We start from the raw sequence: 14,666 nt of genomic DNA on the forward strand, positions 1-14,666 counted from the left end.
GCACTCATCGAGTCTTTTTTTATTCTTCGGTTTTCTTTTTTTATAGCCCTACAGTTGATAGCTTATAGCGCTATTTGGTCTCCCTAAAAACGATAAACCAATTTGGCATCACGCCTTTTAGATAAAATAAGGACAATCACATGAGTCACTCTGATCATACTATAAAAACCCCTGCTCACCGCTCGGTAACGGATGAACGCTTCGATGAAGAAGCGCGAGATCTAACCCGCAATTTACCTGCCTCCAAAAAAGTCTATATAGAAGGCTCTCGGCCAGACATTCAAGTCCCCATGCGTGAAATCACTTTAACCGATACCCCCACCGGAGGGTTTGGTCTAGAAAATGGTGAAAAAAATCCACCGTTTTATGTGTATGACACTTCGGGTGTATATACCGATCCCAATGTTGATATTGATCTCACCAAAGGCTTACCTAAGCTACGTGAAAAGTGGATTGAAGAACGTGGCGATACCGAACAGTTAGAGGGATTATCCAGCAATTATGGACGTGAGCGCGCTAGTGATATCAAAACGGCTAATCTACGGTTTGCCCATATTGAGAAGCCTCGTCGTGCAAAAACTGTCAATGGTAAAGCTGGTAATGTCACCCAAATGCACTACGCTCGTCAAGGTATTATCACCCCAGAAATGGAATACATCGCTATTCGCGAAACTCAGAAACAACACGAGCTAACCGATATGCGTCAACATGATGGTGAAACCTTTGGTGCTAATACTCCAAAAATTATCACGCCTGAATTTGTCCGTAATGAAGTCGCCGCGGGCCGTGCCATTATACCGAACAACATCAACCATCCTGAATCAGAGCCAATGATTATCGGGCGTAATTTTTTAGTCAAGATTAACGCTAATATTGGTAACTCAGCATTAGGCTCAAGTATTGATGAAGAGGTGTCCAAAATGACATGGGCGACTCGTTGGGGCGCCGATACCATTATGGATTTATCAACCGGTAAGCACATTCATGAAACCCGTGAGTGGATTATCCGAAACTCTCCTGTGCCTATTGGTACCGTGCCTATTTATCAAGCGCTAGAAAAAGTAGATGGTGTCGCCGAGGACTTAACATGGGAGATCTTCCGCGATACGTTGATCGAACAAGCCGAACAAGGTGTGGATTACTTTACGATTCACGCAGGCGTGCTACTTCGTTATGTACCTTTAACGGCCAATCGACTGACAGGGATTGTGTCTCGTGGCGGCTCAATCATGGCACAGTGGTGTTTGGCACATCATAAAGAGAGCTTCTTATATACTCACTTTGAAGATATTTGCGAGATTATGAAACAGTATGACGTGGCATTTAGCTTAGGAGATGGTCTGCGCCCTGGTTGTATTCAAGATGCTAATGACGATGCACAATTTGGTGAGCTACGCACTCTAGGTGAGCTTACTCAAGTTGCTTGGAAGCATGATGTACAAGTGATGATTGAAGGTCCGGGTCATGTTGCCATGAACCGTATTAAAGAGAACATGGATCTACAGCTTGAGATGTGTCATGAAGCGCCTTTCTATACGCTTGGCCCCTTAACCACAGATATTGCACCAGGTTACGACCATATCACCAGTGCTATCGGTGCGGCGATGATCGGCTGGTATGGTACGGCGATGCTGTGTTACGTAACCCCAAAAGAGCACTTGGGTTTACCCAATAAAAAAGATGTAAAAGACGGCATTATCACTTATAAGATAGCTGCCCATGCTGCTGACTTGGCCAAAGGTCATCCGGGTGCTCAAGCACGAGACAATGCCTTGTCCAAAGCGCGCTTTGAATTCCGTTGGGACGATCAGTTTAATCTGGCCTTAGATCCTGACACGGCGCGTGAATACCATGATGAAACGCTGCCGAAAGATGCGCATAAATCTGCACACTTCTGCTCAATGTGTGGGCCTAAGTTTTGCTCAATGAAGATCACTCAAAACGTGCGCGAATATGCCGCTGGTCTAAAAACACCAGTGACACCTTCTGTGACACCGAGCAGTGGCGACTTAAAAGATGAGGCTCATCTGATTAAACAAGTGGATACAGAACTTGTCGGTCAGGTAGGTGAAGCAAGCTTTGATGAGGTTCAAAAAGGCATGCAAGAAATGAGTGAAAAGTATAATACAGAAGGACGTCAGCTTTATAAAGAGGTGTAAGCTAAATATAACAAATTACCAATTAACTTTACGGTAATAGTTTAATACATATTTAGTTTTTGTAAAAAATCTGTGTTGTTGATATTAAAATAGGGTATTATTTTAATATCAACAACACTTTTTTTTGAGATTTATGTAACAGATAAGCTTGCAAAACTTAGCCCTCAAACATCAAGCTCCAGTCAAATTGGCCCCTCAATTCTTTTTTTAGGTGTTATATATGAACCATGTTTACCGTATCGTTTTCAATCGCGCTTTAGGCGTTTATCAGTGTGTATCAGAAATTGCAAAGTCTCGTGGCAAGTCATCGGGTAAGTCGGCGACTACACGCCATAAATCCATGTTAAATTTAACAGCGCTGTCTGTAGCAATGCTCGGTGTGTTGAGTTCTAATATAGCTTTTTCTGCAACTAATCCTAATGATTTCATAATCAATCAAGGTGAGATTATTGAGCTAGGTAACGATGAAGGCATAGTCGCAGAAAATAATTTGATTATAGATAATAATAGTCAGGTTATTCTTCTTGATAATACAGCTAGCGGCATTAGTTCCCAAAATAATGTCATCATTGGAGATACTAGCAGTGGTAGTATCTCCATGATTCAAACTGAAAAGTCTAGTCAACATATTTATCGTGGGCTATACGTTTCAAAGGATGCAATACTGGGTAACAAAAAATCAGGAATCGGTAATATAACCGTCTCTGGTTATAGATATCTTGGAACCGATAACTTAATAATTGGTAAACAAGGTCAAGGAAATATAGTTATTGAGAACACGCCATACCATGGTGGCCTGACTCAAGCCCGATATGTTACCTATATTGGCGGATATGGTCCTGATAGCACAACAGCCACAGGTAGTCTGACAATTAATGACAGTACCTATGTTAGTCCAAAGGTATTGGTTGGAAATACAGGTTCGGGTACCTTACATTTAAATAATGCGGGAGATTTAGAAACAGAATATCTTGGGCGTAACCCTAATTCAATTAAGTCTGATATTTATATCAATGGCGGTGGGATAGAGATAGCGTCTGACGAAGAACTCCTATTCGATAACTTCACAGATAAAAATATAATTCATCTTGGTACTAAAGGCGCTTATATTAGTTCAGAGATACCTCAATATGGTGGCGACGATGTTGCGAAGCCCATCTCGGTCGTAGTAGATCCTAATGCAGTTATTACCGGCGATGTTGGTAGCCTCGATATTAATCTTACTGATGAATATGATATTGGTGGGTTTGTCAAAACTGGTGTGGGAAGCTTAGAACTAACTACCTATAACAAGCAGTGGACAGGAGATTGGGGCGCTAGTGAGGGTGAATTAATACTAAAAGGTGACTACAAGATGCCACAAGGCGAGAGTCTAGCGGTAGGATTAATTGACTGGAATGAAGACGGTAAGATAGATAATGACGAATATGGAAGTATATCCGTTATTGGTAATCTAGATATTTCAGATGGAAAATTAAAGGTTTATATAGCTCGATATTTTGAAAACCCCGAGTTAAACTCAGTATATAAAGAGGTCGTTACCGCAACCAAACTAAACGGTGAGTTTAAAGACATTATTGATAACAGCCCTTTAGTAGGTTTCCAAGCAGATTATAGTGATGCGAATGCCGTTCATTTAAAAGTGGTAGCGCCAACCCCTGAGCCAGAACCAACCCCTGAACCAGAACCAACCCCTGAGCCAGAACCAACCCCTGAGCCAGAACCAACCCCTGAGCCAACGCCTGAGCCTGAGCCAACGCCTGAGCCAGAACCAACTCCTGAGCCAGAGCCAACTCCTGAGCCAGAACCAACTCCTGAGCCAGAACCAACTCCTGAGCCAGAACCAACTCCTGAACCAGAGCCAACGCCTGAACCAGTACCAACGCCTGAACCAGTACCAACGCCTGAGCCAGAGCCAACTCCTGAGCCAGAGCCGACCCCTGAACCAGAACCAACTCCTGAGCCAGAACCAACTCCTGAACCAGAGCCAACTCCTGAACCTACGCCAAGTAACGACGATATTACTTTTGTTGAAGCGACTCAGCTAATCAATAACTACCCTGCGTTGAACTTAGCGGGTGTATTAGACGATGCAATTGCTGACAAAGTCGCCAGTAACAATAATGCGTTAGCCAATGCTTTAATTTCAGATACCCAAAACTTTAGTCACGTTCAAGTGGGCGAGGCAGCAGAACAGCTTCAACCCCTATTTATGGGTGGAACGAATCGCTTAATCACCGACAGCAACTATGCTGTTAGCGATGCGATCAGTGAGCATGCTCAAACCACACCTGAGCGTAACCTTTGGGCGAAAGCTATTGGTAGTGATATGACGCATGATGCGGATGGCTATGTAACCGGTTATAACTCTGAGAATTATGGCGCTATCGTCGGTTTAGATATGCCTGTCAATCCTGACCTCAACTTAGGTGTTGCCGTCTCTTATATCGAAAACGATGCAGATACTGATGGTCATGCGCTAAATCATGAGGTGGAAGCTAAAAACTGGCAAGTCCTTGGTTATGGTAACTATGCCGCAAGTGATACAACGAGTATTAACTTCCATGCCGGTGCCGGTCAAAGTAGCGTGAAAGGTGAGCGTCATATCCAATTACCGTCTGCCCTAACCGCTAAATCCGACTATGATGTCGATACTCTGCAAGCGGGACTTGGTGTGTCGCATCGGGTCGGAACAGAAGCTCGTAATGTATCACCGTTTGCAAGCTTTAACTATGCTCGTGCAGAAAGTGATGGCTATCGTGAGTCTGGTGCCGGTGCGTATAACTTAACGGTAGATGATAATAGTTATGAGTCTTTACGCTTGACAGCAGGTGTGCGCTTTAATCAAGCGGTTACTCCTAGCCTATCGTTAACCGGTCAATTGGCAGGTGCAATTGAGAATGGGGATGATTATTCTGATATCACTGCACGCTTTACTGATGTGGGCTCTGCTAAGTTCAATACCAAAGGTCAAGAGAGTAAAGAGGCCATTGGTATCGCAGGCATTGGTTTAGCATTCAAACCAACGGCTAATACGACGATCTCTGCTAATTATCGTGGCGAGTGGCGTGATAATTATGATGATCAGGGTGCGGCTATTGTGTTCGAAACTAAGTTCTAGTTAGCCTGCTTTAACTGTACGTGTAAGTAAAAAAGCTTGAGTTCCGTAATGGAGCTCAAGCTTTTTTTTATTACCGTAAAATGAAATAAACTTAGATCAAATTAATGCATCAAATTTTATGAACAACACTATACTTTTGAAGCCGTATAAATCTCTTCAATAGAGGCATTGATCGTATCGCTAAATTCTTGATCAGTTTGACCTTTTGATAAGCCCTCAGTGAACGCACGTGAGAAGCTTGCAATCATACCAGGGTTTTGCTGTAAACGTTCACACGCTTCATTACGGCTATAACCACCAGATAAAGCAACCACTTTTAGTACTTTTGGATGATCCACTAACTCTTTATAAAAACCTTGCTCTTCTGGCAATGTCAGCTTAAGCATAACCTGATGATCATCATCCAAACGATCCAAATTGCGTAAAATTTCCTCTTTTAACAGCACTTCGCTTTCATGCTTGTCTTCGCTTTGAATATTGACTTCTGGCTCAACGATTGGCATAAAACCTTCAGATAAAATCTGCTTGGCAATATCAAACTGTTGCTGTACTACTTTTTCGATACCATGTTGTGTTGCTTTATGGATAACCGAACGCATTTTGGTACCAAAGATAGGGTAATTTTTTGCCTTTTCTAACAAAGCACTTAAATTAGGGATTGGCTTCATGACTTGTACACCATCTATCTGTTCAGCTAACCCTTTATCCACCTTCAAAAATGGTACGATATTTTTATCTTCCCAAAGATAGTTGGCCGTTGGCTTACCATTGACTTCTCGATCCATAGTATCTTCAAATAAAATGGCGCCCAATACACGTCCACTATCAAAGCAGTCACACGTCATAATACGTGTACGCATCTCATGCACTTTTGCAAACATTTCATCATCGTTGGCGTATTCGCTTTCTTCTACCCCATACATTCGTAAAGCCTTTGGTGTACTACCCCCACTTTGGTCTAAAGCGGCGATAAAACCAATGTCATTTTTGATGCGTTCAAGCTGTTGTTGATAACTCATAATTTTTCCTAATTCCTATTGAAAAAAATGAAATCATAAAAACAATTAATTATTTTATGACAAAATCGAGCCTTTTATTGGAAAATCTACTTTAGCGTTAGTTCTATAGCGCCAGTCATCTGATCAGCTTTGATCTAAGCTGATTAATCCTACAATTGACATACTTGAATAAGACCTAATTATAAAAAGCATTTAGCAAGCATACAGATTTTTTAAGACAATAACGCTATCTACCCTATGAAACTTAAGGTTATTATACGCTAATGAGCTTAAAAAATAATCACGTATTCACCTTAAAAACCATGTATCGCTTAATTTCCTAAGCTTATTCGTCAGTAATTTAATTAATCGATATGGTATGTAATAGGTTAATGTGACTTGTTTAGCTATGCAATCTAGGTACAATTTGGCTAATTAAGATTGATTAAGGCTTAGTACTATAACATTAGTAAGATAATGGTAATACAGTCCTACATTAGCAGAAATCATAAAGCTGCAGGTCTATTACTGCTATCTATTGATAGTCATATTGATTTATTTGTATCTTATAACGACTCATTTTAACCACTTAATAATATAAGGATTTTTATGAAAATCTTATCGACTTCACTTTTGGCCGGTATACTTACTATAGGTGCTTTGATGACAGGATGTCAAACCTCTACTGGCATGTCTCAATCTTCGTCTCAAACCTCTATGAAACTAACGACTTACCCAATTACCCATCAAGCTTTACAGGCTACTAACTGGCAACTTATCGATGCTACGCTAAATGATGGTAGCAAGGTTAATGAGCTATTTATTGATCCTGCTAAGCCCCTCACCTTAAGCTTCTCAAAAGCTGATGGCCATAATATCGTATCGTTAATAAATACTTGTAATAGAATGTCATCAAGCTATAGCGTGGACAGCGGTACTGTAAAAATAGGCACTCTTATGTCTACACTGAAGGCATGTCCTGAACCACAGGCCAAATTTGATACTGCTGCAGCATCAACTATACAGGGCCAGTATACGCTTAGCGAAGATGCTCAGAAAACGCCTGTGTTAGTTATTACTAATAACAATCAAGTCTCCCACTTTAAAGCAGTGCCTAAAGCTCAGTAAAACGTCTATGTTGAATTCGTAAAACAGCTTTAAACTCGCCTTTATTACTAAAGCAAAAATCTCGAATTAATTAAAGCAAAACAATAACGCCTTACTAATTAGTAAGGCGTTATTTTAAAATGAAGCTATCATTTTAAACATGACTGCTTAAAAAAATCCGCTTAAATTGCATCAACAATTGTAAGAATATTAGTGTCATCACTGAGAAATACTGTGTTAGACTATAACTCTTTTTTGTAAGTTGCTAAATTCAAAGCACAATCTCTTTAATTGTATACAATCTATTAGATCACTGCCTAAATCAATGACTTTCTGAAACTAAAACACATATCCAGCTTTTAACCACAAACGTGGGTCATCGTCACTTTTTAAATTATCTTTACTACTTTGCCAAGCTATTTTACTTTGCAAAAATAGCTTGTTGTATTGTGCATAAACACCAATGCCTCCACCATGTAAGTTGATAAAATTATCATCAGTTGTATAGGGAGTTTCTCTCAATTTAGCTCGCCCAGCATCATAAAATGCACTTATAGTAACATTAGGCGTTAATGCATAACGAGCCTCCATCTGCCCTATCATTCCTAAATCAGCGGATAAATCATTAGAATGATATGCTGCTATAGAGTCCACGCCCCCTAAACTAAGTCGCTCTACTGAATCTAGATTTTTATTTGACCACTGCCCTTGTATACCACCATATAAACTTAAACGAGGTGTCAGGTATTGAGTGCGTGCTAATACTACATTTACTTTGTGGTAACTGCCTTGTGTTTTAGCAGAGACAGCATCAATCGCTCGTGCATCAGCGCTGTCTATATCAAGCTCTCCTACCGTATTTATAATACTCCATTGCGTATAACCACCCTTAAGTACCGAATCTTGCGAATACCCGTTAACACCTAGCTTAACTGCTTTTAAAGTTTTGTCAGTTACGGTATTGGTTGCCCCAATTTCATCTTTTAGATCACGAAACTCACCGTTAGCAGTTAGCCAAACATTTATATCATTACTTCGTATAACTGGATACCTAAATCCTGCCTCTATGGTGTTTGCTGTACCCGTGGCATCAAGAGCTTTAAAGTCGCCACCAAGATCATATTTGGTATGTGAAGCACCTATATTTAAATTAAGACCATCATAGCCCAACGGAATATCGCTACTTAATTTCGCATAATTTACACCTTTAAAGCTTGACATCGACTGTAAGGATATACGCTCACCTCTACCAAATGGACTATTTAAATTAACGTCAGCACGTGTTCTCCACTCTCCAGTGGAATCACTACCATAGTTATCAACGTTTATAGAGCCATTAACAACGGGAGAACGATTTAACTCTACACTCAGTGCTGTACCTTTTTCCGTTCCAGTTAGCCGATAATTGACTTCATTTGTACCAGATAAATCCTTAACTAATAATAAAGCACGTTCACTCTCTGACTGCTTTAAAGCTTGATCCGATTGTGCTATGTGCTCCGTATATCCTTTTAATGCTTGATCAGATATTCGAGATTCGTTTTGATATACAACCTCATTGATTTTACCTTCTATAATATTTAATACCACAACACCATTGTCTATTTTTTGCGCTGGAATAAATACTGTTGCAAGAGGGTAACCTTCCGAGCGGTATAACTGACCAATTTTATGTGCTAAAGATTGAAGCTCGCCAAATGTAGTCGTACTTCCTATATATTCACTTAATAATGGTTGAAGCTGTTGTTCAGTAAGCATGCTTCTGCCATTTAATATAATATGATTAACTTTTATAGGTGTTTGATCTTCACTAAACTTATTCTTTGTAACTACAGGTGCATCCATATGATCATTTTTATTTATTGTTCCTTGCTCAACTTCACGAATGACATCTCCAGCATCAGGAACTTGCGAATAAGCAGGTAATATAAACATTATGGAACTTAATCCAACAAAAATAATTTTCTTCATTTCTTTAGTTCCCTGTTTGTTGATCTTTCTTGATGTTATTAGACCATTCACGAATTACTGTAAAATCCAGGGCTCTAATAAAGTGTGTATTATCTTTAACAGCTTTTGCTAAGTTATCCTTATCAAGCTGATTACCATCAATTCTTGCTACAGTTGAAGCTATTAGGCTTTCCCAGTTAAAGTCAAAAACGTTGGCATTTACGTTTTCATCAAGGAATATTAACGAGTCTCTCTTGTTTTTGCTAAACTGATCTTTCGCCTCCTCTTCTGTTATCCGTCCACTAGCTAGACTTTTAACGATAAACTCATTTTTATCCATAAATATAGTTGTTTGATCATAAGTAGAGGTTAAGTATGTTTTATAAGCATCTCCCATGTTCCCTCCTGAGATTACAGTCGCTATAGCACTACTTATGTCATATAACTGAACTGCGGGAATAGGAGCATATCTTACAAGATCTACTGCAAGATCAGAGACAGCACCCGCCCGTACTTCATCATCAGCATTGATAACTTTCATACCTTTATTAGCAGTATTTGCGTAAGTAATGACTTTTGCACCAGTACCTAGCCAATTAGCCATTTCACCTCTAGGCGTTGATGCCAAAGGCAATTTACTCGTATCAAGTGATGTAGTAGGGTGAAAATGTTTGACTACATTAGCATTGACATTAGAATTAGAGCCCGACGCAGCAATAAACTTAACAACGCCACCATCAGTTAAACCATCAGCACTAGTAAGACCTTTGAAATAAGCATTTTCTGCTAATTTATTAATGGCGGAGTCTTCGTTTGGTGTCGCAGGCTTAGGAGGATCGACTGGTTTTGGATCGACTGGTTTTGGATCAGCTGGTTTTGGATCATTATCTGCTGCTTTCCACCAGTAAGGATACTTTAATACCGTATTATCTGTATCATTAGAAATTTGGTAATTTTCATCCATATCAGTAATTATCTGATGAGACAAAGCCATATGATTATATTTATGATCATTGATAGTACCATTGGTAAATAAGTCTATTTTTTGAACACCATTGAGATATGGAGAGTAGTCGTTAGCTATGTACTGCAATATTTCATTGTCGAAAATAACATTGTAGAAATGACTATAATCTTTACTTCCGCTAGACTTAACTATTTTTTTTGCAATCCCTTTAGACAATGGACTACTATTAAAAGTAGCTACTTTAATTTTTCCATCATTTAATATGCCACCTGAGTACTGTGCCAAATTACCGCCCAATGAGTGCCCTGCCAAGATAATTTTTGCATTTGGCTCATTTTTCCTGATAACATCAATCCATTTTTTAGTAATATTTAAACTAGTCCTATGTTGAGGTGATGGTTCTAGTACACTTATGGCATTATCTACCCAGTCAAGCGTAAAGCTATTAGGTTTTTCTGAACCTCTATAGACTATGTAGTAGGCATTTTTACCCGAGTTATCTCTATACGCAGCCATTTGCAACCCACTGGTCGCATCAGTATAATCATCAATAAATTTAAAATCACCTGTGTTACCTTTACCAAAGTCTTCTCTATATACCAGATCACCTGCAAGAATCAGTTCATCACCAATATTCTGCATTATTTGATTATAGTCACTAATGGTTTGAACATCTTCTGCATTACCAAACAGTTCACCATCAAATACAAAACTAGCTCTTAATCTAGTATTCTCAGGTATAGTAATTAATTCTGAGCCTTTAAATTTAACATCGTAGTTACCGAGCTTACCTTTTGATAAGGAGACTTTTGTAGGACTAATCATGTCACCTTTTTGAGTAACCTCTATATCTCTAATTCTCTCCCCTACAACCAAGCCATTTGCAACAAGACCAACATCGGCCCGATTAAACTCAGTACCTTCACGATTAATATGATGAAGTGTGTATATGGTTAATGGACGTTTTGATATTCCCCAAATGCCATATCCATCGGTTTTAAGATAATAATTTCCCGACTTTGAGCCAGTTAACTTGAAATCATTCTCAAGAAGCTTAACACCTCCTTCTAATACATCTTTTGATGCAAGCGTACCTGTGCCAGTAACTGACACATCTTTAACATCAGAATCTACCACCCCGAGCGTAGTGTGTGTATAGTCTAAGGAATTTAAGGCAATTTCTGAGGCTCGAGCTTTAGTAGTACCGTCATATACCCTTTGACCGACAAGAGGGATAGCACGTTTATCAATGGTTAGATTACCGTTATCAAATTTAATTTCGTATTTCTGTGAACCTAGACCTGTTGGAACAATGGTATACTTACCTGCATCTACAGCACCTTGCCAATTACTACCTTCACCATCAAAGCGTAATTCACCTGAAAAGACGTTATCATCGGTCAGAGTATCGCCATCTAAGAGACCATCTATAGTGACCCCATTACCATTCCATCCATCTAACTTTTCAAGATCTACTTGGCTCTCAATAACTTTTCCATCATAAACTTTAGTTAAGTCGTTAGCTTTGATCCCCATATTTGTAGGATCTACTACGATTGTCGCTTCTGTTAAAGCCTGTAGTCTTGGATAGTCGTTACCATCGTCGATACGCCAAACTTTATCAAAGTCCCACGAATGCGATATATTAGGATGATCTGGATGAGTTATATTCTCATAGGTCGCTTTCTGTTTCATCTCTAACGTAGTCTTACCCCCACTACTGACAAAGTTGCCACCTTCACCATTGCCCGTTATATCTAGTTGTTTTGTAGAATCCGTATTATAGAAACTGTTTAATATGTCTAAAGTTAGATATCCATAATGAGGACTATCATAAGAACTGTATGTACCCACAAATGCACCAGTATTTTTTCTTCCCTCTAATGTACCTGCTATATAACTATCTGTAATACGACCATTATTCGAATTTCTCCCTATAAATCCTCCTATATCTTCAGCTCCTTTTACATGGCCCTTAAAATAACTATCTTCAATAATAGAGACTCCATGTCCACCTGCGCCAGCAGAACCTAAAAAGCCCCCAACATTTTTATTACCCTCTACCTCTGATGAAACATAGCTTTCCTTAATTGATACTGTTGTTTCAGACGCACTTACAGAGCCAATTATCCCTCCAACTTCATCATCACCACTTACAAGACCTTCGGCTTTTGTTGCATTAAGGCTAATGCCCCCTGCGCTTGAAGCATTAGCAACGCCAATTAATCCTCCTACTGTATTAATACCACTTACTTCAGATGAGATACTATTATTATTCACTAAGGTAAGGGGTGATGATACAGTACCATACGCATTTGATCTTCCTGTAGAGTTGAAAAATCCTATAAGACCACCTGTAGCATTGCTTCCCTTAACTTTTCCTTCAACATTATTATTCAATATATATGAATACTCATTCCGTTTGTTATCTAGAACCTTATCATAATAGTGATTGAACTCTCCGACTAAAGCCCCTGTATTGTCATTTCCAGATACATTGACATTTTCTAAAGTGATGTCTCGAATAACCCCTTTATTAAGCTCTCGAATTAAGCCCACATTATCTTCATTGCTATTAATAGTAAGTCCATCAAGCGTGTGTCCTAATCCCCATAAATAGCCGTGTTTTTTTGTAGTGTTAGGACTTATAGCTATAGCAGGAAAGTTCCATCCATTAAAGCCACTACGATTCTTAGTATTGCTAATATCTATGTCTTTGCCTATAGCGATATACTTTTCAGGAAACTCATCTGTTGTTGGCATAGAATGAAGGACTAAGTATTTAGCAAAGTCATCATCGCCATGTTGCTTGACTTCAAGGTTATAACCTTCAGACAGATTGATTTGATTACCCCCTAGATAGACATCAGCATCGATTTTACCTTTTTTACCAAATTCAATTGCAAGCTTAGCGGACTCAGACCCATTCATATCTTGATTAATATGAATATCATTTTCTGAACTTAGGGTCAGCTTGTTTTTATCCCAAGTGATTGGGTTATTAATATTTAAACTGTCATCTCCACTACTTGCTAGTACAACATCATTAGTCTTTAAAAATTCTTCTACTTCGTCACCTGTTATATGCTCTTTTGTATTAGCAACGGTTAACCCTGGTGTTTTTAACTTTAAAGTGCCTTTATCGAGATGAATGTTATCTCTATCTTCAATATCCAGTGTGGCACCACTAGCTTCAATATGACCGCCTGTATCACTACCGTTTGATTTTGCTGCCAAAGTACCTGTAATTTTGGTATCACTATAACTCGTATCTCCGAGCAACTCGATAACACCGTTATTATTTTTTACTGTATTTGCCTCAATAATACCTGAGTGCTTTAATACAGACTTCTTAACAGCATCAATGCCTAACGTGGTTAACACAACACGGCCACCATCCGCTAATATTGCTCCCCCATTGTCAACCAATCCTTCGAGCGTACCTCTATCGAGAGTATAACTAAACCCATCCGTAGGCATGGTAATACTGAAACTTTCAGCGGATGCTAATAATACATTTGCTTTAGGTGCGACTATTTGTCCTTCATTTTTTACAATGGGTGCAATCAGTGCAACGACACCACCTTCAGGTACAGTAATAGTGCCTAAGTTTTCAATAACCCCACCAGCTTGACCCGTAAATTTAAGCTGACCAGTCATTAAGTCTGCATCGCTGATATTAGCTGTGGTAGCTACTAGTCCACCGACATTAATTTGGGCATTTTTAGTAATTAACGCCCCATTTGGGTTTTGGATAAATACTTGACCATTCGCATTTAGCGCCCCATTAATAACAGACTGCTCATTACCTAATACACGGTTTAATGTAATAGAGTTGACATTTGGTTGTTTGAAATTAACGGTTTCATTAGGATTAATATCGAATCTTTGCCAGTTAATCGCTGCGTTTTGGCTAGACTGATTAATATTGGTTACATTACCTTGCTGGGCAATATTAGCCTCGCCAGCAGACACTTGACCACCATTGGGAGCAGCAATAGCCATCGTACTGGATAAGAGTGCTATCAACATGGTCAATGGTTTTAAGATTAACTTAGGAGAGGTGCTTAACGTACTCACCTTTGCAGAATGGGTCTTAGTATGACCTTTTGCATTCTCCGCTACGGCTTGATAAGTATTGGTACTTTTATTGAAAATGACTCGGTAGATATGGTTCATTGTTAATTCCAATACAGGTAAGGTTAATAACTTAAAAATTTATATGCTTTACGCAAAGTCTATCGAGAGCTTAAATAACTCTATGTCGCCAACTAGTAATTGGTACATAAGACTTAAGTAAATTGATAGGTCTTAGAAATTGAATTTATTTAACGTGATTTTACAAAGAATAAATAAAATACTAA

The 14,666-nt window shown here is 39.1% G+C and carries 6 protein-coding genes; 3 read left to right on the top strand and 3 right to left on the bottom strand.

The window, feature by feature from the left end; genetic code table 11:
• Positions 1-140: 140 nt before the first annotated feature.
• Positions 141-2,159, top strand: a complete 2,019-nt coding sequence (gene thiC / locus AC21OG_RS04150; protein ID WP_487376015.1) for a phosphomethylpyrimidine synthase ThiC — start codon at positions 141-143, stop codon at positions 2,157-2,159.
• A gap of 220 nt (positions 2,160-2,379) precedes the next feature.
• Positions 2,380-5,280 (top strand): autotransporter domain-containing protein, encoded by a 2,901-nt coding sequence (locus AC21OG_RS04155; protein WP_487376016.1) that lies wholly within the window; start codon positions 2,380-2,382, stop codon positions 5,278-5,280.
• A gap of 128 nt (positions 5,281-5,408) precedes the next feature.
• On the opposite strand, the gene AC21OG_RS04160 is transcribed toward AC21OG_RS04155, so the two are convergent.
• A complete protein-coding gene (locus AC21OG_RS04160) occupies positions 5,409-6,299 on the bottom strand; it encodes a fructose bisphosphate aldolase (RefSeq protein ID WP_486545168.1) in 891 nt (296 codons plus the stop codon).
• Positions 6,300-6,887: 588 nt separating this feature from the next.
• Here AC21OG_RS04160 and AC21OG_RS04165 point away from each other — a divergent pair.
• The gene (locus AC21OG_RS04165; protein ID WP_487376018.1) at positions 6,888-7,406 is read left to right on the top strand and encodes an META domain-containing protein; all 519 of its coding nucleotides are present in this window, start codon (positions 6,888-6,890) and stop codon (positions 7,404-7,406) included.
• A 318-nt stretch (positions 7,407-7,724) separates the two neighbouring features.
• Here AC21OG_RS04165 and AC21OG_RS04170 read toward each other — a convergent pair whose 3' ends face one another.
• The gene (locus AC21OG_RS04170) at positions 7,725-9,356 is read right to left on the bottom strand and encodes a ShlB/FhaC/HecB family hemolysin secretion/activation protein (protein WP_487376020.1); all 1,632 of its coding nucleotides are present in this window, start codon (positions 9,354-9,356) and stop codon (positions 7,725-7,727) included.
• 4 nt (positions 9,357-9,360) lie between these two features.
• Positions 9,361-14,481, bottom strand: a complete 5,121-nt coding sequence (locus AC21OG_RS04175; protein ID WP_487376022.1) for a two-partner secretion domain-containing protein — start codon at positions 14,479-14,481, stop codon at positions 9,361-9,363.
• Positions 14,482-14,666: the final 185 nt, after the last annotated feature.

It is taken from the genome of Psychrobacter sp. CX5, from assembly GCF_057621535.2.

Coding starts and splice junctions, on each gene's coding strand:
- thiC (WP_487376015.1), top strand. CDS start 141: ATGAGTCACTCTGATCATACTATAAAAACCCCTGCTCACCGCTCGGTA.
- AC21OG_RS04155 (WP_487376016.1), top strand. CDS start 2,380: ATGAACCATGTTTACCGTATCGTTTTCAATCGCGCTTTAGGCGTTTAT.
- AC21OG_RS04160 (WP_486545168.1), bottom strand. CDS start 6,299: ATGAGTTATCAACAACAGCTTGAACGCATCAAAAATGACATTGGTTTT.
- AC21OG_RS04165 (WP_487376018.1), top strand. CDS start 6,888: ATGAAAATCTTATCGACTTCACTTTTGGCCGGTATACTTACTATAGGT.
- AC21OG_RS04170 (WP_487376020.1), bottom strand. CDS start 9,356: ATGAAGAAAATTATTTTTGTTGGATTAAGTTCCATAATGTTTATATTA.
- AC21OG_RS04175 (WP_487376022.1), bottom strand. CDS start 14,481: ATGAACCATATCTACCGAGTCATTTTCAATAAAAGTACCAATACTTAT.